This window comes from Nocardioides oleivorans (genome assembly GCF_004137255.1).
GTDB lineage: Bacteria > Actinomycetota > Actinomycetes > Propionibacteriales > Nocardioidaceae > Nocardioides > Nocardioides oleivorans.
The window spans coordinates 1,802,175-1,820,747 of sequence record NZ_SDWT01000001.1; the positions used below are offsets into that span (position 1 = coordinate 1,802,175).

The 18,573-nt window shown below is 73.4% G+C and carries 17 protein-coding genes; 9 read left to right on the forward strand and 8 right to left on the reverse strand.

Annotated elements, in window-relative coordinates:
• Nucleotides 1-16: 16 nt before the first annotated feature.
• Nucleotides 17-691 carry a maleylpyruvate isomerase family mycothiol-dependent enzyme gene (locus EUA93_RS08565; RefSeq protein WP_129399742.1) on the forward strand — a complete coding sequence of 225 codons (675 nt, stop codon included), beginning with the start codon at nt 17-19 and terminating at the stop codon, nt 689-691.
• Nucleotides 692-723: 32 nt separating this feature from the next.
• The gene (locus EUA93_RS08570) at nt 724-1,359 is read left to right on the forward strand and encodes a maleylpyruvate isomerase family mycothiol-dependent enzyme (RefSeq protein WP_129399743.1); all 636 of its coding nucleotides are present in this window, start codon (nt 724-726) and stop codon (nt 1,357-1,359) included.
• Between the two features lie 44 nt (nt 1,360-1,403).
• Here the strand turns inward: EUA93_RS08570 and EUA93_RS08575 are convergent, their stop codons facing one another.
• The 3 genes from EUA93_RS08575 to EUA93_RS08585 are packed head-to-tail and all read right to left on the reverse strand — an operon-like array spanning nt 1,404 to nt 4,839.
• Nucleotides 1,404-2,873: an MFS transporter gene (locus tag EUA93_RS08575; protein WP_129399744.1), complete on the reverse strand. Its 1,470-nt coding sequence runs from the start codon at nt 2,871-2,873 to the stop codon at nt 1,404-1,406.
• The gene (locus tag EUA93_RS08580; protein WP_129399745.1) at nt 2,870-4,228 is read right to left on the reverse strand and encodes a M20/M25/M40 family metallo-hydrolase; all 1,359 of its coding nucleotides are present in this window, start codon (nt 4,226-4,228) and stop codon (nt 2,870-2,872) included. Before EUA93_RS08580 ends, EUA93_RS08575 begins: the two co-directional genes overlap by 4 nt.
• Entirely contained in the window at nt 4,225-4,839 is a 615-nt protein-coding gene (locus EUA93_RS08585) for a nitroreductase family protein (protein WP_129399746.1), read from the reverse strand. The genes EUA93_RS08580 and EUA93_RS08585 overlap by 4 nt, the downstream gene beginning before the upstream one ends.
• 85 nt (nt 4,840-4,924) lie before the next feature.
• On the opposite strand from EUA93_RS08585, the gene EUA93_RS08590 reads away from it, so the two are divergent.
• The 6 genes from EUA93_RS08590 (at nt 4,925) to EUA93_RS08615 (ending at nt 13,878) form a co-directional block, all read left to right on the forward strand.
• Complete coding sequence (locus EUA93_RS08590; RefSeq protein ID WP_207208635.1) at nt 4,925-6,133, forward strand: allantoate amidohydrolase; 1,209 nt, start codon at nt 4,925-4,927, stop codon at nt 6,131-6,133.
• Nucleotides 6,130-7,458 (forward strand): formimidoylglutamate deiminase, encoded by a 1,329-nt coding sequence (locus EUA93_RS08595; protein WP_129399747.1) that lies wholly within the window; start codon nt 6,130-6,132, stop codon nt 7,456-7,458. The genes EUA93_RS08590 and EUA93_RS08595 overlap by 4 nt, the downstream gene beginning before the upstream one ends.
• The gene (gene hutI / locus EUA93_RS08600) at nt 7,455-8,627 is read left to right on the forward strand and encodes an imidazolonepropionase (RefSeq protein WP_129399748.1); all 1,173 of its coding nucleotides are present in this window, start codon (nt 7,455-7,457) and stop codon (nt 8,625-8,627) included. The genes EUA93_RS08595 and hutI overlap by 4 nt, the downstream gene beginning before the upstream one ends.
• A gap of 347 nt (nt 8,628-8,974) precedes the next feature.
• Nucleotides 8,975-11,929: a helix-turn-helix transcriptional regulator gene (locus EUA93_RS08605; protein ID WP_165355096.1), complete on the forward strand. Its 2,955-nt coding sequence runs from the start codon at nt 8,975-8,977 to the stop codon at nt 11,927-11,929.
• Between the two features lie 68 nt (nt 11,930-11,997).
• Complete coding sequence (locus tag EUA93_RS08610; RefSeq protein ID WP_129399750.1) at nt 11,998-13,068, forward strand: hypothetical protein; 1,071 nt, start codon at nt 11,998-12,000, stop codon at nt 13,066-13,068.
• Nucleotides 13,069-13,116: 48 nt separating this feature from the next.
• Entirely contained in the window at nt 13,117-13,878 is a 762-nt protein-coding gene (locus tag EUA93_RS08615; RefSeq protein ID WP_129399751.1) for a sucrase ferredoxin, read from the forward strand.
• 31 nt (nt 13,879-13,909) lie between these two features.
• Here EUA93_RS08615 and EUA93_RS08620 read toward each other — a convergent pair whose 3' ends face one another.
• The 4 genes from EUA93_RS08620 to EUA93_RS08635 all read right to left on the reverse strand — a co-directional run bounded on the left by EUA93_RS08620 (nt 13,910) and on the right by EUA93_RS08635 (nt 16,632).
• Nucleotides 13,910-14,923: a hypothetical protein gene (locus EUA93_RS08620; RefSeq protein ID WP_129399752.1), complete on the reverse strand. Its 1,014-nt coding sequence runs from the start codon at nt 14,921-14,923 to the stop codon at nt 13,910-13,912.
• Nucleotides 14,920-15,219, reverse strand: a complete 300-nt coding sequence (locus tag EUA93_RS08625; protein ID WP_129399753.1) for a hypothetical protein — start codon at nt 15,217-15,219, stop codon at nt 14,920-14,922. The genes EUA93_RS08620 and EUA93_RS08625 overlap by 4 nt, the downstream gene beginning before the upstream one ends.
• Before the next feature lie 101 nt (nt 15,220-15,320).
• On the reverse strand, nt 15,321-15,827 hold the full coding sequence (locus EUA93_RS08630) for a DUF1648 domain-containing protein (RefSeq protein ID WP_129399754.1): 507 nt from the start codon (nt 15,825-15,827) through the stop codon (nt 15,321-15,323).
• 10 nt (nt 15,828-15,837) lie between these two features.
• Nucleotides 15,838-16,632 carry a hypothetical protein gene (locus tag EUA93_RS08635; protein ID WP_129399755.1) on the reverse strand — a complete coding sequence of 265 codons (795 nt, stop codon included), beginning with the start codon at nt 16,630-16,632 and terminating at the stop codon, nt 15,838-15,840.
• Between the two features lie 105 nt (nt 16,633-16,737).
• On the opposite strand from EUA93_RS08635, the gene EUA93_RS08640 reads away from it, so the two are divergent.
• A complete protein-coding gene (locus EUA93_RS08640) occupies nt 16,738-17,265 on the forward strand; it encodes a hypothetical protein (RefSeq protein WP_129399756.1) in 528 nt (175 codons plus the stop codon).
• Here the strand turns inward: EUA93_RS08640 and EUA93_RS08645 are convergent.
• Nucleotides 17,262-18,488 carry an MFS transporter gene (locus tag EUA93_RS08645; RefSeq protein ID WP_242497291.1) on the reverse strand — a complete coding sequence of 409 codons (1,227 nt, stop codon included), beginning with the start codon at nt 18,486-18,488 and terminating at the stop codon, nt 17,262-17,264. The two genes, EUA93_RS08640 and EUA93_RS08645, sit on opposite strands and share 4 nt — an antisense overlap.
• Between the last annotated feature and the right edge of the window lie 85 nt (nt 18,489-18,573).

Below are 18,573 nucleotides of genomic sequence, written 5' to 3' on the forward strand. Positions count from 1 at the left end.
CCTCCAGGCCTGCTGCATGGCACACGACTGGCTCGCGCTCCTGCGGCAGGCCACCGACCGCTTCGCCGCGGTGGTCGACGGCGCCGACCCGGCCACCCGCATCACCTGGTGCCCCGACTGGACGCTCCACGACCTCGTCGACCACCTGGGCGGCGTCCACCAGTGGGCCGCCCACGCCGTCGTCGACGGCAACCCCGAGTTCGAGGCCGAGCCGGTGCCGTCCGGCACGGACCTCGCAGCCTGGTACCGACGCCACGCGTCCGACCTGGTCGAGGTGCTGGCCTCGACGCCTCCCGGGACGCCCGCGTGGACCCTCGACAAGAACGACCGGACCGCAGGCTTCTGGCGACGCCGCCAGGTGCACGAGACCGTGATGCACACGTGGGACGCCGAGGAGGCGCTCGGCGCTGCGGCGCCGCTCGACCCCGACGTCGCCTGGGACGGGGTGCTCGAGGTCGTCGAGGTGATGTACCCCCGGCAGGTGCGGCTCGGTCGCATCGCCCCGCTGGCCGATCAGCTCCTGCTCGTCGCGACGGACGTCGACGCCGACGTGCGGCTCGGCACCGGGCGCGGCGCCTTCGTCGTACGCGACCGGGCCGAGGTGCTGCTGCGGCTGCTGTGGCACCGGGCCCCCGTCGACGGCCTCGACCCCCGCACGGCCGAGCTGCTCGCCGGTCCCGTCACTCCCTGAGGGCTGTCGCCGCTGCCTGACAGGGTGTGGCCATGACCGATGTGTGGGAGCTGGTGCGCGCCGAGCGCGAGGCGCTGATCGACGACCTGGCCGGGCTGGCCGACGAGCAGTGGGACGTGCCGTCGTGGTGCGGGGGCTGGACGGTCCACGACGTGGCCGCCCACCTCGTCGACAACGCCCGCACGACCCGGCTCGGGATCGTGCTCGCCATGGCGCGGGCGCGCTTCGACTTCGACCGGCAGAACGACGACGGCGTCGCGCGCTGGCAGGGCTCGACGCCTGCCGAGACCCATGCGCGGCTGCGCGAGGTCGCGGGACGTACGACGACCCCGCCGGCGCCGCTCGACAGCCGCCTGGTCGAGGAGGTCGTGCACGGCGAGGACGTCCGTCGGCCGCTCGGCATCCGCCGCGCCTACCCCGAGGAGACTGTCTCGCGTGCGCTGGCACACCAGCTCAGGACGTCGGTCGGGCTGGGTGGCGGCAAGCAGCGCGCGGCCGGGCTGCGCCTCGTCGCGACCGACGCCGACCTGTCGTACGGCGACGGGGCCGAGGTCAGCGGTCCGCTCGTCTCGCTCCTGATGGTCGTCTCCGGTCGCGCGCAGGCGCTCGGGGACCTGTCCGGCCCGGGGACGGGCCGGCTGGAGCAGGGGTTGTCAGGGTCTTCCTGAACATGTCAGGCGTTGCACAGGCCGACATGTTCAGTGATCCCCGGTCAGCCGGGGATCACTCCAGGGGCGGCGGGCGCATCGCTGAAGGCGTGCTTCGGCGCGGCCAGGAGGGCCAGGGCGGCGAGGAAGGACGCGCCGGCGCAGACGGCCCAGACGGTGAGGTAGCCGCTGAGCGGCGCGACCTTCTCGGCGGTCGCGTCGAGCGAGCCGGTGGCGGTGAGCGCGATGGCGAAGATCGCCGAGGCGATCGCACCACCGACGGTCTTGGTGCCGTTGGTCATGCCGGTCGCGATGCCGGTGCGCTCGGGCGGTGCGGCCGCGGCGGCGGCAGCCGGGAGGGCGGCGACGAGCGCGCCCGAGCCGAGGCCGGCGATGCCCATGTTGATGAGCGCCTGCCAGGTGTGGTCGTGGAAGGGCAGCCACAGCAGGTAGCCGACGCCGACGAGGCAGCAGGCGACGACGAGGGCACGACGTACGCCACCCAGCAGCCGCGTCGTGAGCGGGAGGGTGAACGCGCCGATCGCCAGCGTGACGACGTACAACCCGATGAGCGTCGAGATGAAGGCCGAGTCGGCGCCGAGGCCGTAGCCGCGCACGGCCGGGTCGGCCTGGGCGTAGGTGGACAGCGGGATCTGGCCGCCGAGGACCGGGACGCCGAAGAGGAAGGCCGTCAGCTGCACCGGCCACTGGGCCGAGCTGGAGAACAGCCTCACGTCGACGATGGGCTCGGGGTGGCGGGCCTCGAAGCGCCAGAAGGCCGCGAAGACGGCGAACGAGACCAGGATCGTCAGCCAGCCGAGCAGGTTGCCGCCACCGTCGAGGCGGAGCCACACCAGTCCGCCCATCAGCACGCCGAGCGCGACGGTGACCAGGCCGAGGCCGGCCCAGTCGATGCCGCCGCCGGTGTCGTCGCCCGGCGCCTGCTCGATGCCGACGAGGATCACGAAGAAGACGGCGGTGACGACGACGGCGGGCATCGCGAGCAGGACGTTCATGTCGAGGGAGTCGACCAGCAGCCCGCTGGTGAGCGCGCCGACGATCACCGCCAGCTCCAGCGAGCCGACGAGGATCGCGGCCCCTCTCCGGGTCAGCAGCTCCTGGCGTCCGGACGAGCGTGTGCGGCGGTGGATGATCGCGATCTCCAGCGGCAGCCAGACGACGTACGCGCCCTGGATCGCCCAGCCGAGCAGGAAGCTGGTGAAGCCGGGCGCGAACGCCAGCCACCACGAGCCGACGGCCGTGACCGCGGTCGAGATCAGCAGCACCTTCTTGTGGCCGACCAGGTCGCCGAGCCGCGCCAGCAGCGGGATGCAGAGCGCGCTGACGATCAGCTGCGCGGCCTCGAACCAGTTGATGTCGCCCTCGTGGATCGACAGGTGCTCGGCGATCTGCGGGTAGATCGGCGTGTAGTAGCCCTGCAGGATGCCGCTGGCGAACTCCACCAGCACCAGGAAGCCGACGATCGCGGCCAGGCCCTTGACGGCCGTCGTCGCAGCGGGCTTCGTCGTGCTCATGCGGGGAGCCTCTCGATCAGCAGCTGGTACCAGCGCGCTCCGTCGACGAGGTCGGCGACGCCGATGTGCTCGTCGTAGGAGTGGATCGCCTGGCGCTGGGCCTTGGTCATCCGGAAGGGGGCGAAGCGGTAGACGTGCTCGCTGATCGCGGTGAAGTGCCGGGAGTCGGTCGCCGCCATCATCACGTAGGGCGTCGGCACGGCTTCGGGGAACACCGCGGTGATGCAGCTCTCGACCAGCTCGAAGGCCTCGTCCATCGGCGAGATCGGCGACGGCTCACCGGCCTCGACGACGTCGATGCGGATCGAGTCGTCGGCCACGGCCCTGCGGACGTGCTCGACCACGCCGGCGACCGTGTCGCCCACCATCACCCGGATGTTGAGCCCGGCCTTGGCGGTCGAGGCGATCACGTTGAGGGCGGGCGATCCGCTCAGCGTGGTGGTGGCGACCGTCGTCCGTGTCATCGCGGCGGCCTCGGGTCCGGCGGCCAGCAGCGCCCGGGTGACCACCGGCGCCAGCCTGTCGGCGTTGCCGAGGAGCGGCTTGAGGACCGGGCGCAGCGGGAGCGGGACGTGGGGTGCGAGCCGGCGCATCAGCTCCAGCGTCGGCGCGGGTGCCGACGCCGGGAAGGGCGCCTTCTCGACGTTGAGGATGGCGCGGGCGAGGCGTGCGGTGGGGCCGTTCCTGGCCGGGGTGGAGGCGTGCCCGCCGCGGCCCTCGGCGACCAGCTCGAGCGAGGTGGTGCCCTTCTCGGTCACGCCGATCACCCCGAGCGGCGCCTTCACGCCCGGGAACGCCCCGCCCGCGATCGCGCCGCCCTCGTCGAGGACCAGCCACGGGGTGACGCCGCGCTCGCGGAGCACGGCGACGGCCTCGGTCGCGGCCGTCCCGCTGACCTCCTCGTCGCAGCCGAACGACAGCCAGACGTCCTGCGCTGGCACGTGCCCGGACTCGAGCAGTGACTCGACGGCCTCGCAGATCCCGGCCACGCAGCCCTTGTCGTCGAGCGTCCCGCGGCCCCAGATTGCCGGCCCGCTGTCGGAGTCGTGGATCTCGCCGCCGAAGGGCTCGTGCTGCCAGGGAGCCTCGCCGTCGACGGGTACGACGTCGAGGTGGGCCATCAGCACGACCGGCCGCTCGGTGCTCGCGCCGGCCCAGCGGAAGAGGAGGCCGTGGGTGCCGACCCGCGTCAGCTCGAGCCGCGCGTGGAGCAGCGGGAACTGCGTCGCGAGCTCGGCCAGCAGGCGGTCGAAGGCGTCGGTGTCGATCCGCGACGGGTCGCGGTCGGAGACCGTCGGGATGCGGACGAGCGCCTGCAGGGCGGACACCACGCGGGGGGTCGGGCCGTCGGTCATGGGCTGACCGTAGTGCCCCAGCGACCCCGGTGGACCAGATTCTCGCGCCGCTCGCGCCGGGCCGGTGATCCCTTCGCCCCGCTGTCCGCGACCCGGTGCCCGACGGTGATCGCGCCGACCGGCCTGTGGTCGGCCGGGACGTCGAACGCCTCGCGGAACGACTCGGTGTGCTGGCCGGGGATGCCGAAGAAGCAGGCGCCGAGCCCCTCGTCGACCGCCGTCTGGAGGATGAGCAGCGCGGCCATGCCGGTGTCGACGTACCAGTAGGGGACCGGCCACCGGTCGTCCCTCCGGTCGGTCCAGCCCTTGTCCTCCTCGGCGTACCTCTCCAGGTAGGCGTCCTTGCTCGCCAGCGGCACGATCACGACCGGCGCGGTGCGCATCCCGTCGAGCCAGGTGTTGTGGGTGTCGGGGTCGGCGCCGGTCGACACCCAGAACCGCGCGACGTCCTCGGGGGTGTCGAGCACCAGGAACGCCCACCCCTGGGTGAAGCCCGCGTTGGGCGCCCGCTGCGCGTGCTCGAGCATCCGGTCGACGACGGCCGGGTCGACCGGCTGCTCGGCGTAGCGGCGGACCATCCGGCGACGGCGTACGACCTCACGGAACTCCATGTCCCCTTTATAGGGGTCTCGGATCCGAGACGCCTCGCCGACGACGCTCGTTGACCGGTGTGGCCGCACCCGGTGGACTGGCGCCATGGCCGGTCAGGACTTCGAGGAGATGTGGCGCGACCTCGCGCCGGTGGGGCGATCGGCCACCTCGGGCGGCTACTTCCGCCAGCCCTGGGCCTCGGCGGAGACCGAGCTGCGGGCGTGGTTCGCCGAGCAGTGCGAGGCTCGCGGGCTCACGGTCGAGACCGACGGCATCGGCAACCAGGTCGCCTGGTGGGGAACCGGCGACGACGGCGTGCTCACCGGCTCGCACCTCGACAGCGTCCTCGACGGTGGGGCGTACGACGGCCCGCTGGGCGTGGTCTCCGCGCTCGCCGCCCTCGACACGCTGCGGGCCCGTGGCTTCGAGCCGGGACGACCACTGGGGATCGGTGTGTTCGTCGAGGAGGAGGGCTCGCGCTTCGGACGCGCGTGCCTCGGCTCACGGCTGGTCACGGGGGCCACGACCTGGGACCAGGCCAAGGAGCTGCGCGACCGTGACGGCGTCTTCCTCGCGGACGCGATCTCCGACGCCGGGCTCGACCCCGCGCGCGGCCTCCTGGACCTCGACCGCGTCGGCACCTTCGTCGAGCTCCACGTCGAGCAGGGCCGCGACCTCGTCGACCGCGACGTCGCCGTCGGGCTGGCGAGCGAGATCTGGCCGCACGGCCGCTGGCGCTTCGACTTCGCCGGACAGGCCAACCACGCCGGCACCACGCGCATGGAGGACCGGCACGACCCGATGCTGTCCTACGCGATGACTGCGCTCGCGGCCAACAAGCAGGCGCGTCTCGCCGGACAGCGGGCCACCTTCGGCCGGATCGCGGTCGAGCCCAACGGCACCAACGCCGTGCCCTCGCTCGTCACGGCCTGGCTCGACGCGCGAGCGTCGTCCGACGGCGCCCTCGCCGAGCTGGTGGAGGCGATCGAGCGGCAGGCGACCGACCGCGCGGAGCGCGACGGCACCTCGCTGACGCTGACCGCCGAGTCCGTCTCGGGCTCGGTCGCCTTCGACACCGACCTGGCCGCGCGCCTCGCCGGCCTCCGCGACTGGCCGGTCATCCCGACCCAGGCCGGCCACGACGCGGGCATCCTGTCCGAGGCCGGCATCCCCACCGCGATGGTCTTCGTCCGCAACCCGACCGGGATCTCGCACTCGCCCGACGAGCGCGCCGAGACCGCCGACTGCCTGGCCGGGGTCGAGGCGCTCGCGGACGTGCTGGCCGAGCTGGCCGGTCCCGGGCAGCCGGCATGACGGCGTACCTCCTCGAGCGCGCCTGGCTCCCGACGGCGACCGGTGGCTCCTTCCGCGACGACGTCCTCGTCGAGGTGGTCGACGGCCGCTTCGCCTCGGTCACGCCCGATGCGGACCCGAAGTGCGCGGTCCCGGTGCGCGGCCTCGTCGTGCCCGGCCTCGCCAACACCCACAGTCACGCCTTCCATCGGGCGCTCCGCGGCCGCACCCAGCGCGAGCGCGGCACGTTCTGGACCTGGCGCGACCAGATGTACGACGTCGCGGCGCGGCTCGACCCGGAGACCTACCTCGCCCTCGCGCGGGCGACCTACCGCGAGATGGCCGCCGCCGGCATCACGGCCGTCGGGGAGTTCCACTACCTCCACCACCAGCCCGACGGCACGCCCTACGCCGACCCGAACGAGATGGGGCTGGCGCTCGTGCACGCCGCACGCGAGGCCGGGATCCGGATCACCCTGCTCGACACGCTCTACCTCTCCTCGGGCTTCGGCGCCCCGCCCCAGGGAGCACAGGTGCGCTACGACGACGGGAGCGTGCAGCAGTGGCTGGAACGGACGGCCGCCGTCGGCGCACTGGGTGACGGCGCCCGGACAGGAGTCGCCGTGCACTCCGTGCGCGCCGTGCCCGCGTCCGACCTGGCCCACGTCGCCGCGGGGATCGGCGACCGTCCCTTCCACGTGCACCTCTCCGAGCAGGTCGCCGAGAACGACGGCTGCCTCGAGGCCTACGGCGTCTCGCCGACCCGGCTGCTCGCCGACGCCGGTCTCCTCGGGCCGACGACCTCGCTCGTCCACGCCACCCACCTGAGCGACGCCGACATCGCCCTCATCGGGGGTGCCCGCGCCTTCGCGTCGTTCTGCCCGACCACCGAGCGCGACCTCGGAGACGGGATCGGGCCGTCCCGTGCCCTCCACGACGCCGGCGCACGGCTGACCCTCGGCAGCGACAGCCACGCGGTGGTCGACCTCTTCGAGGAGATGCGCGCGGTCGAGCTCGACGAGCGGCTGGCGACGCAGCAGCGCGGCCACTGGACCGCCGGCGAGCTCCTCGGGGCCGCCACCGTGATGGGCCAGGCGTCCCTGTGGTGGGACGACGCCGGTGCCATCGCCGTGGGCAAGCGCGCGGACCTCGTCGTCCTCGATCCCGCGAGCCCGCGCACGGCCGGCACCGGACGCGACGAGAACACCGTGGTCTTCGCCGCCGTCACCGAGGACGTACGACGGGTCATGGCCGACGGGCGCTGGATCATCGACGACGACGGCGACCGTGCCGGGATCGGCCGCGAGCTGGACGACGTCATCGGTCGCATCTGGGAGGACGCATGAGCACCACCGTCATCACCGGCATCGGCGAGCTGGTCACCAACGACCCGGATCGCTCCGAGCCGGGCGGCCTCCTGGGCCTGCTCACCGATGCCGCCGTCGTGATCGAGGGCAGCCGCATCGCGTGGGTCGGCCTGGCCGCCGACGCGCCTGCCGCCGACGTGCAGGTCGATGCGGGCGGGCGTGCGGTCATCCCCGGCTTCGTCGACTCGCACAGCCACCTCGTCTTCGCCGGCGACCGGAGCGCCGAGTTCGAGGCACGCATGACCGGTGAGCCCTACTCGGCGGGCGGCATCCGGACCACGGTGGCGAGGACCCGTGCCGCCACCGACGAACAGCTCACCTCGCACGTCGCCCGGCTCGTCGCGGAGATGCGGGCGCAGGGCACCACCTCGCTGGAGATCAAGAGCGGCTACGGGTTGTCGGTGCTGGACGAGGCTCGCAGCCTCGCGGTGGCCGCCCAGTTCACCGACGAGACCACGTTCCTCGGCGCCCACGTCGTCCCGGCCGGCACCACTCCCGAGGACTACGTCGCCCTCGTCACCGGCCCCATGCTCGCGGCGGCTGCCCCGCACGCCCGGTGGATCGACGTGTTCTGCGAGGACGGCGCCTTCGACGTCGACCAGGCACGGGCCATCCTGGCCGCGGGGTCCGACAGCGGCCTGCGCGGCCGGCTCCACGCCAACCAGCTGACGTACGGCAAGGGCGTGCAGCTGGCCTGCGAGCTCGGCCTCGCGGCCGTCGACCACTGCACCTTCCTCAGCCCCCTCGACGTTGAGTCCCTCAGAGACTCACGGACCATCGCGACCCTCCTGCCCGGCGTCGAGTTCTCCACCCGGCAGCCCTACCCGGACGCCCGCGGGCTGATCGACGCCGGCGTCCGCGTCGCCCTCGCCAGCGACTGCAACCCGGGCTCGTGCTTCACCTCGTCGATGGCGCTGTGCATCGCGCTGGCCGTGCGCGAGATGCGGATGAGTCCCGCCGAGGCGCTGCACGCCGCGACCGCGATGGGTGCCGCCGCCCTCGACCGCGACGACGTCGGCGTGCTCGCCCCCGGCAAGGCCGCCGACCTCGTCCTCCTCGACGCGCCGTCGTACGTCCATCTCGCCTACCGCCCCGGCGTCCCGCTCGTGGCCGGGGTCTGGCAGTCCGGCCGCCCCGTCGTGGGGTAGTCAGCGACCACCCCCGGGGTGGAGGACTACCTCAGACGGCCGTCGTACGCCGCCGGGGCGCGCATCTGAGGTAGCCCGCCACGCGGAGATAGGGCACGCGCCCGATGTCCGGGGCTACCTCATGGACGGAATCTCTTCTCACGGTCCAGCAAGGGCCGCGACGAAGAGGAGAAGGACATGTTCACCACCGACAGCTTCCTGGGTGCCGAGATCAGCTACCGCCAGGACAAGGTGCGCCGTGACTACGGCGTCCGCCGCTGGACCAGGGTCCGCACCACCGACACCCGGAAGTGACCCGCACCGCGATCGACCCGTCAGTGTCGGTCGAGCAGGACACAATGTCGTCCGTGCCGGCCCTGCGGACCACCGATCTCATCGGACGCGATGCCGAGCTGGAGCAGCTCACCGCCCAGCTCGGCATTCGCGCGTCCGGGACCGGTCGTGACCAGGGCGACGACGCCCGGCACGACGCGACCGTCCGCGCGATGCTCGTCGCCGGCGACGCGGGCGTCGGCAAGACCCGACTCCTCATGGCCCTGCGCGACGAGGCGCTCGCGGCCGGCTGGCAGGTCGTCGCCGGCCACTGCCTCGACCTCGCCGACAGCTCCCTGCCCTACCTCCCCTTCTCCGAGGTGCTCGGCCGCCTGATGTCCGACGTGCCCGACGTCGCCGCCCGTGTCCTCGACCAGCACCCCACGCTCGCCCGGCTCCAGCCCGGGCGCCGGATCCGCAGCAGCGAGACCGCGTCGGGCGACCAGGCCCTCGACCGCGGCAACGTCTACGACGCGGTCGGCGACCTCCTCTCCGCCGTCGCCGAGCAGGCGCCGCTCCTCCTCGTCGTCGAGGACACCCACTGGGCCGACGAGTCCACGCGCGACATGCTCAGCTTCCTCTTCTCCCGCCCGCTGCCTGGCGTCGCGCTGGTCGTCTCCTACCGCGCTGACGACCTCCACCGCCGCCACCCGCTGCGCCGCCAGGTCGCGGAGTGGAGCCGCCTGCGCGGCGTCGACAGGCTCCAGCTCGAGCCCCTCGCTGACGACGACGTGCGCAGCCTCGTCCGCGCCCTGCACCCCTCGACGATGTCCGAGGCGGAGTACGTCTCCATCGTCGACCGCGCCGAGGGCAACCCGTTCTTCATCGAGGAGCTCGTCGGTGCGACGTGGTCCGGCCAGGTTCCCGGCGAGCTCGCCGACGTGCTGCTCGTCCACCTCGACCGGCTCGACGACACCACCCGGCGCGTGGTGCGGCTCGTGTCCGTCGCCGGGCGCCAGGTCAGCCACGGGCTGCTCTCCGCGGTCTCCGACCTCGACACCACCGAGCTCGAGGCAGCGCTGCGCAACGCGGTCGAGGCCCACGTCCTCGTCGCGTCGCGCGGCGGGACCTACGCCTTCCGCCACGCGCTGCTCGGCGAGGCGGTCTACGACGACCTCCTGCCCGGCGAGCGGGTCCGGCTCCACGCCGACTTCGTGTCGGCGCTCGGGGAGGGCCGCGCCGTCGGCACCGCTGCCGAGCTCGCGCAGCACGCCCGCCGCGCCGACGACCGACCGGTCGCCGTGCACGCCTCGATCGAGGCGGGCGAGGAGGCGCTCGCCGTCGGTGGTCCGTCCGAGGCGGCGACCCACTTCCTCGACGCGCTCGAGCTCATCGACACCTCGCGCACGCCCTTCGACGGCATCGACGCGCACGCGCTCACCCGGCGCTGCGCGGAGGCCCTGATCGCCGCCGGTCGCGTGCCCAAGGCGGTCAAGGTGCTCCGCGCCCGGCTCGCCACGCTGCCGGTCGACGGAGCCGCCATCGACCGCGGCCAGCTGCTGACCGCGCTGGCCACCGCGCTGCTGCTCACCGACACCGCCGACGACCCCAACGAGATCGCCGCGGAGGCGATCGAGCTGCTGCGCGGAGGACCGCCCAAGCTGCTCGCCCAGGCGCTCTTCGTCCGCTCCCGCGGCCTCGGCAGCTGGCGGGCCGACGAGGCCCGCGCGCTGGCCGTGGAGGCGCTCGAGATCGCCGAGCGCAACGACCTCACCAGCCTGGCCGTCGAGCTCCACACCACCCTGGCCGGGCTCGAGGCCGACGACAGCAGCAGCCCGGGCTCGGGGTGGCGGGCCGCCGCCGACCGCGCCCGCCGGGCCGGCCTCATCGACGCCGAGCTGCGTGCGCTCTACATGCTCGGTCGCTTCCACCACGACACCGGCGACCTCGAGACCGCCGTCGAGGTCTACCGCGAGGTCATCGGGCGCAGCGAGGTCGGCGGCCTCGTCTGGTCGCCGTTCCCCGCCGAGTCGCGGCTGCTGCTCGCCGTCGTGCTGACGCACCAGGGCAGGCTCGACGAGGCGTGGGAGCTGCTCGACGTCTCGGGCCAGAACCCGCCCATGGTCTACGAGTGGCTCTTCTTCGCCCACCAGATGCTCGTCACGATCGGCATCCGCGGCGACAGCCACGCCAAGGCGCTCGAGCGGCTCCGCGACTACTGGACCACGGACGGGCTCACCGCGATCTCCGCGGGCGGCGCCGAGCTGATGCGGGCGGTCGCGGCCGGCGACGGCACGGCCGCGCTCGCGGTGTACGACGACGTGGTGGCCGCCGTCGTACCCCTCTGGCACGAGTGGTTCCAGGCCCGGCTCCGCCTGTCGACCGTGGCGATCAGCGCCTTCGCCGCCGCGGCCGCGCACCAGTCCGCCGACGAGCGGGAGGCCGCCGCCGTCGACGTCGAGCGGCTGGTCGCCGACGGTGGCAGGGTCATCGACTTCTACGCGCCCTACGACGGCAGCCACGGCCCGGAGTACCGCATGTGGGTCGCGCGTCGGGCCGCCGAGCACCTGCGCTGGCGCTGGCTCGCGCAGGTCGACCCGCCCTCGGCCGAGGAGCTGGTCGGGGCGTGGCGCGTGGCCGAGGAGACGTCGGTCGCCTACGGCAGCGTGCCCGAGGTCGCGCAGGCGCGGGTCCGGCTGGCAGGCGTGCTGCGGGCGACCGGCGACACCGCCGCGGCGCGCGTCGTGGCCGACCAGGCCCGTGAGGCCGCGCACGCGCTGCGGTCGAGCTCGCTGCTGGCCGAGCTGACCGCCCAGGGCTCGGCGCCCGCGCCGGCCGCTGCGTCCGAGACGGCGGTGCTCACCCCGCGCGAGGCCGAGATCCTCGCCCTCGTCGCCGAGGGGCGCACCAACGGCGAGATCGGCAAGCAGCTGTTCATCAGCACCAAGACGGTGTCGGTGCACGTCTCCAACATCCTGGCCAAGCTCGACGCCGCCTCCCGCACCGAGGCCGCGGCGGTCGCGCGTCGGCGCGGGCTGCTCGACGCGTGAATCGTTTGCGGCGCGCGATCCGGGGTAGGAAGGAGCTCACTGCCCGACCCGAGCCACGGAGTGCCCCGATGAACGCGCATCGCCGACTGACCGTCGCCCTCGCCGCGACCGCCCTGACCCTGACCTCGGCGCTGGCCGCCGGGTCGCCCGCCTCCGCCAGCGACGGCCCCGGCCGCACCGTGCCCGACACCGCTCCGTCGGCCGAGGGGGCCGAGCCGCTGGTCGCGCCGGTCCTCGGCACGCCCGACGCGGGTCGCGTGACGGCGCGCGCGTCGTCGGCCCGGCGTCCGCTCTTCGCCTTCTGGGGCCTGAAGTACAACCGGCTCGACGGGTTCGGCTTCCAGAGCGCCGTGCGAGGCTCCGGCACCTCGATCGAGCTGGCCGCGGCATGGAAGACCTACCGCGGGTCGAAGCCGCTCCTGCCGAAGGTCTTCGTCCAGGCGCGCGTCGATGGCGGGAAGTGGTCGAAGCTCAAGGGCGCGAAGGGCAAGATCGGCAAGAACGGCCTCGTCCGCTCACGCGTCCCGGCCTTCACCGTCACCGCCGGCGTCCCGGCGCAGACCGTCGACTACCGCTTCAAGACCAAGAAGCTGAAGAAGGGCCCGAAGAAGGCCCGCCGGAGCATCGCGTCGAAGCCGGTCTCGGTGCGCTTCGAGAACCAGGCGATGTACACCGGGGAGCAGGCCCGCTTCTACGCTCCCATCGCGAACCTCTGCCCCAACTCCAACGTCACCATCGACACGACCGGCGCGCTGGCCGGCGACCGGGCGGGCGTCTTCGACTGGCAGAACGGCCTCACGATCAACCCGACGCTCCTCGCCACCTACACCTGGCAGAGCGAGGCGCAGAAGCTCGCGGTGGCCATCCACGAGTGCGCCCACTTCCAGCAGTTCCACCTGTGGGGCGGCACGAACGAGAGCTGGGAGACGCTCGTCGCCCGCTCGGGCGAGGTCTTCGTCCCCGACAACAACCCGAGCGGACCGACGACGCCTATGGCGGCGGACTGGGCGCCGCTCGAGCACGCCGCCGACTGCGCGACCAGCATCATCACCGGTGGCATCCAGGACACCTACGGCGGCTACTGCAACCCGGCCGAGACCGCGGCGGCCGGCCTGCTCTGGCAGGGCCAGCGCTACTGACCGGGTCCTGGCGGACGGGTCGGGGGACCCGTCCGCCAGACTCCTCGCATGTCCGAGCCTGACTTCCGGTGCTCCTTCGCGAGCGCCGGCGACGACGAGCCCATCGTGGGCACGGCGCCCACCGACACCGAGCTCCTGCTGGTCGAGGCTCCGGGACCGTGGGGCAAGGACGCGCTCGCCGACAACCGGCTGCCCGAGGTCGTCCGTGAGCACCTCGCCGCGCTCGACCTGAAGGTGTTCCTGCTGCGCCGGCCCGACGGCAGCGCGAGCACCGGGACGCACGTCTTCCGCGCCACCGCCACGCCGGAGGGGTACGACGTCCGCGCGACGGTGCTCGACCGGCCCGAGGACCTGATCGGGCTCGACCCCGACACGTGGGCGTCGTACCCGGCCGGGGAGCCGCTGTGGTTGGTCTGCACCAACGGCAAGCGCGACCGCTGCTGCGCCGAGATCGGGCGACCGATCGCCGGGCTGCTGGCCAGCGAGTGGCCCGAGGGGACGTGGGAGACCACGCACCTGGGCGGGCACCGGTTCTCCGGGACGCTGCTCGGGCTCCCCAGCGGGGTCACGCTTGGCCGCCTCGGCGCCGACGAGGCGCTCGACGCGTGCCGGGCCGTGCTGCGCGGCGAGCTCCCCGAGCGGCTGACCCGTGGTCGGGCGGGACGTGCGGGGGTCGACCAGGTCCGCGAGCTCCACGTGCGCGCCGGCGGGTCGCCCGACGCGCAGATCGTCGCCGTGCCCGGTCCCGTCCGTCGCCAGTCCTGCGGCGACACCAAGGTCAAGGGCACCACGGTCTACGAGGTCCGCTGACCACCGGCCGGCAGGAGAGGGTCGCGGGCGCTCAGCCCAGGCGGTCCTTGAGGTTCACCGGCTGGGAGGACGCCTGCGGCATCGGCTGGCCCTCGGCCACGATGCGGGGACGGCCCTCCTCGGCCGCCTCGAGGTTGCGGGCGGCGCGGTTGGCCTGCGCCTGCTCGCGCTGAGCTGTCGCCTCGGCCTCGCGGGCCTCGACGCGCGCCTCGGCGAGCTCGCGGTGGACGGCCGCGACCTTGTCGGCCTGCGCCTTGATCTGGTCGGCCGGCGCGTCGGCGTTGGCGAGGTCTTCGAGCTCGCCGAGCGCCCTCTGCTCGCGCTGCTTGAGGGCGTCGACCGTGGATCGCGCGGCGTCGGCGGCGTCGTTGGCCTGCACGGCCTCCATCGCCTCCTCGGCCGCCTCGCGGCGCAGCTCGCCGAACTTGACCTGCTGGCCGCCGGCGGCGACGAGCTTCTGCTTGTCCTTGTCGGGGTGCACCCCGGCGTAGTCGGCCAGCGCCTTGACCAGGTCCTTCGTGCTGGCCCGGCGGGCGTCGCGCAGCGAGATCTTGGTCTCGAAGCACGCCTGGTAGGCCTTCCAGTCCGCCTCCCAGGCGTCGGCCTGCTGCTGCGTCGAGTCGCCCGGCAGGGTCTCGATCGGCGGCCAGATCTGGTTGCCCCGGACCTCGAGGCCGGCCGAGACGGCGTGGTCGCGCAGCTGCTCGAGCCCCTCGCGGTGACGGCGGAGCACGTCGGAGTAGGCGTTGATCGCGCGGCCGAGGCCGCGCAGGTTGTCGCGGACGGCGGCCGACTCCTCGTGGCGCTTGGCCGCCCGGTCACGCAGGGTGTCGGCGGCCTCGCCGGCGAACACCTCCTCGGAGATCGAGGCGGTGCGCTCGAAGCCGTCGACGGCGAGCTCGACCTTGCCGGCGAGCCGGCGCACGGAGTCGCCGTAGGCATCGATCTCGTCGGGCTCGGTCCAGTGGTAGCCGCAGCCGATCGGGTCGCCGAACCGGAGGCCGTCCTGCTGGACCTCGATCCGGTCCACGGTCACCTTCGTCACGGCTTCACCTCGTCGAGCTTCGCGGCGAAGGTGGCGGCCTGGCCCACCATGACGTCGAGCTCGTCGAAGTCGAGGACCGAGTCGTCGATGGCGGTGGCGATGGTGCGGCAGCGCTTCGCGACCTGCTCGGCGTCCTCGACCAGGCTGCGCACGCCCTCGACCACGAGGTCGCGCCACGGGAAGTCGTCGGCGGGGTGGTCGATCTCGCCCAGCGCGGCCCTCAGGTCCTCACGCGCGGAGTCGAGCTCCTCCTTGGCACTGCGCAGTGCCCGCTGGTTGATCGCGATCGGCCTCATGGCGATCTTGTGCCCCGGTGAACAGCGCCGAAACCAGAAGTCGTGAATCTGTGAACTACCTCGCGTCCCGGTCTGGACCAGGCACCCCCGCAGGGGTGCGCTCAGGCGTCGGGCGGCGGTCGGTAGGCCCTCAGCAGCCGCACCACCCACAGCGCCGTGACGGCGAGGTAGGCGCCGATGGCGACGGCGAACACCCACCACGGCAGGTCCTCCCGGCCGGTCGCGCCGACCCACGTCGTGAGCCCCAGCAGCACCAAGAGGAGCACCGTGGTCAGCGCGACGAAGCCCTCCATGTCGTCCTGGAAGCGCACGCGGAACTCGTCGCGGCGAGCCGGTGCGAACCAGTGGTCCTTCGACGCCTGCGGCATGTTCACCCAGGTCCCGTCGCCGCGGAGGGCCAGGCGGGTCAGGACCGGGACGCCGACCACGACGACCAGCCCGACGACCACCCACAGCAGGAGGAACGACGTCCGCGACGACCAGGCGTCGACCCGCCCGCTCGCGTCGAAGTGCGCGGCCACCCGCTCGGGCAGCACCGCGACCGACCACACCAGCGCGACGACGTACGCCGTCGTGGTGACCAGCAGCGCGAGTCGGCCGGACCGCATCGGCAGCGCCTCAGACGTGGCCGCAGAGCTGGGCGATGCGCAGCTCGAGGCGGTTGAGCAGCTCGGCGGCGGCCTTGTCGGGCATCGCCGACTTCTTCCCGCCGCCCTCGGCGCACACCGGCAGCACGTCGATCGAGAGCTTGGCGCCGCCGGCCAGGGCTCGCAGCTCGTCGAGCTTGTCGCCGAAGGGCGAGCCGCTGCCGGGGGAGTAGTAGCGCACCGCCGCGTCGACGTCGTCGGCGAAGAGGTCGGCCTTGGTCACCGCGATCACCAGCCACGTCGGTCGCTCGCGCCGCACCGCCATGCTCGCGACGCGGTGCGCGGTGATCGACCAGTCCTCCAGCTCGGCCGCGAGCTGCTGCTCGCGGGTGGCGGCGGCGGTGCCGGTCGTGCCGGCCGTCCGTCGCGGGGTGGCGTGGCCGTTGGCGACCACGTGCAGCACCCCGTCGACCGGCTCGTCGTGGAAGACCTCGTCGAGGGCGCCGAGGCGGGTCGCGGCGTTCTCGCCCGGCACCACGCGGAAGCGGTAGCCGCGCAGCCGCGCGTTGCGACGGGTACGTCGCTCCATGGTCGCCGAGCCCACGTCGGACCCTGCGTCGACCGACGCCTGGCTGGTGGCCCGGCGCGAGAGGCGGTCGGCGAGCCGGGTCTTGCCGACGCCGGTCATCCCGGTGACCGCGACCGTGGGGTAGCGGTGGCGCAGGATCCGGGAGGCCCGCTCGGGCGCCTGGGACAGCGCGGCCAGCGCGCCGCCGGCGATCGTCGTACCGATGGCTGCCTTGCCGTGTCGCAACGGTGACTGCATGCCCCCATCCTGTCGGACGGTGCAACCGCGGTGACCGAGAGGATTGGTCAGGCAACCAGCCGTCTTGGATGATGGCGAGACCCTGTTGTCGCTGGAGAGGTCCTCATGGACACCGAGAAGCGCCCGGTCCTGACCGGGCTCGTCGCCCTGGTCGGCGTCGCCGTGGTCATCGGACTGCTCGGCGGGCTCGCGGTCATGGTCGGGGTCAAGGTCACCGGCATCGGCAACACCTCCTCGTCCAGTGGCAGCAGCGAGACCCCGGCGACGTTCGAGCTGCCACGTCCCAGCGACACGAGCACCGAGACGCCGCCGGAGGAGACCGAGCCGAGCCCGGGCGGGCAGCCGTCCAGCGAGGCGCCCGACACCGGCATCTCGCTGTCCGCGCCGCAGCAGTCGGTGAGCGCGATGCAGCAGATCGACCTCACCGGCAGCTACCCCGGCGGCGAGGGCGCGATCCTGCAGGTGCAGCGCTTCGAGAACGAGCAGTGGACCGACTTCCCGGTGACGATGTCGGTCAGCGGCGGCACCTTCGCGACCTACGTCCTGACCGCCCGCACCGGGGAGAACAGGTTCCGCGTGGTCGACACCGACTCCGACGCGATCTCCAACGAGGTCACCGTCACCGTCGGCTAGGCCCCCGCCCGGACCGTGCCCGGCTCCGCGGCCCGCGCCAGGTCGACCCGCCGCGTCCAGTAGCCTACCCACCCGGTCCCGGCGAGGATCAGCACGCCGAGCACGAGGCAGGCGGTCGCGAGCGGCGCGACGGCCGCGACCGCGCTGACCAGGAGCGGGCCGCCGGAGTTGCCGATGTCGCCGCACAGGCGCCAGGCGCCGAGGAACTGCGGGCGGCCGTCGACCGGCGCCGAGTCCGCGCCGAGGGTCATCACGATGCCGGACCCGAGGCCGTTGCCGCAGGCGATCATCGCCATCACCAGCGAGACCGTGACGACGCTGGTGGCGAGCGGCAGGAGCAGGCAGGCGAGGGCCATCGAGAGCACGACCGGCACGGCGACGAACATCCGGCCGCGAGTGTCCATCAGCCACCCGCCTGGCCACATGAAGGCGACGTCGATGGCGGCCGCGCCGGCGAAGATGAGCGACGTCGTCGACGCCGACAGCCCGAGGTGGTCGGCCCACAGGGGCAGCAGGCTCAGCCGCAGGGACCGGCTCATGCCGAGGATGACGACGGCCGATCCGACGGTGGCGAGCACGCGCCGGTGCGAGCCGATCACGGTCCACACGCCGAGGTGGCCGCTGGCCTTCGCGACCGCGCGCTTCTCCTCGCCGAGGTCGGGCATCGTGCCGGCGAGCAGCGAGGCGGTCACCGACATCGTGGCGCCGAGCCAGAAGACGCTGGTGATGCTCGTGACGTGGATGAGGCCCGCGCCGATGAGCGGCCCGACGAGCACCCCGACGCGGTAGGACCCGCCCAGCAGCGACATCGCGCGCGCCCGGTGGGTCGCCGGGACCACGTCGATCATGAAGCCCTGACGCGCGATCAGGAACAGCGTCCAGCACACCCCGCTGAGCAGGACGCCCGCCGCGAGGCCGAGCACGGAGTCCGTCAGCGCAGCGAAGGCCATCGCGCACGCGTCGACGAAGCCCGCCGCGACGAGCGCACGCCGCTCCCCGATCCGGGCGATCAGGGCGCCCGACGGCAGGCTCGCGAGGAGCTGGCCGACGCCGACCAGCGCGACGATCGCGGCCGCGACGCTGATGTCCGCGCCGAGGTCGCGTGCCCGGAGCGCGAGGACCGGCATGATCGCGCCGTGCCCGACCGCCGAGACGACGGAGGGGCCGTACGCCACCAGCGCGATGTCGCGGAACCGGAAGTCCGCCGCGCTGCCCGAGGTCACTGCCGCATCCTCTCAGCCGATCCGACGAGCGGTGAGTGACCCACATTCCGCACACCGGAAATGTGGCTCACTCACCGCCCGAGGC

What these genes read in the sequence shown, in the direction of transcription:
- EUA93_RS08565 (WP_129399742.1), top strand. Translation starts at nt 17, where the DNA reads ATGGCACACGACTGGCTCGCGCTCCTGCGGCAGGCCACCGACCGCTTC.
- EUA93_RS08570 (WP_129399743.1), top strand. Translation starts at nt 724, where the DNA reads ATGACCGATGTGTGGGAGCTGGTGCGCGCCGAGCGCGAGGCGCTGATC.
- EUA93_RS08575 (WP_129399744.1), bottom strand. Translation starts at nt 2,873, where the DNA reads ATGAGCACGACGAAGCCCGCTGCGACGACGGCCGTCAAGGGCCTGGCC.
- EUA93_RS08580 (WP_129399745.1), bottom strand. Translation starts at nt 4,228, where the DNA reads ATGACCGACGGCCCGACCCCCCGCGTGGTGTCCGCCCTGCAGGCGCTC.
- EUA93_RS08585 (WP_129399746.1), bottom strand. Translation starts at nt 4,839, where the DNA reads ATGGAGTTCCGTGAGGTCGTACGCCGTCGCCGGATGGTCCGCCGCTAC.
- EUA93_RS08590 (WP_207208635.1), top strand. Translation starts at nt 4,925, where the DNA reads ATGGCCGGTCAGGACTTCGAGGAGATGTGGCGCGACCTCGCGCCGGTG.
- EUA93_RS08595 (WP_129399747.1), top strand. Translation starts at nt 6,130, where the DNA reads ATGACGGCGTACCTCCTCGAGCGCGCCTGGCTCCCGACGGCGACCGGT.
- hutI (WP_129399748.1), top strand. Translation starts at nt 7,455, where the DNA reads ATGAGCACCACCGTCATCACCGGCATCGGCGAGCTGGTCACCAACGAC.
- EUA93_RS08610 (WP_129399750.1), top strand. Translation starts at nt 11,998, where the DNA reads ATGAACGCGCATCGCCGACTGACCGTCGCCCTCGCCGCGACCGCCCTG.
- EUA93_RS08615 (WP_129399751.1), top strand. Translation starts at nt 13,117, where the DNA reads ATGTCCGAGCCTGACTTCCGGTGCTCCTTCGCGAGCGCCGGCGACGAC.
- EUA93_RS08625 (WP_129399753.1), bottom strand. Translation starts at nt 15,219, where the DNA reads ATGAGGCCGATCGCGATCAACCAGCGGGCACTGCGCAGTGCCAAGGAG.
- EUA93_RS08630 (WP_129399754.1), bottom strand. Translation starts at nt 15,827, where the DNA reads ATGCGGTCCGGCCGACTCGCGCTGCTGGTCACCACGACGGCGTACGTC.
- EUA93_RS08635 (WP_129399755.1), bottom strand. Translation starts at nt 16,632, where the DNA reads ATGCAGTCACCGTTGCGACACGGCAAGGCAGCCATCGGTACGACGATC.
- EUA93_RS08640 (WP_129399756.1), top strand. Translation starts at nt 16,738, where the DNA reads ATGGACACCGAGAAGCGCCCGGTCCTGACCGGGCTCGTCGCCCTGGTC.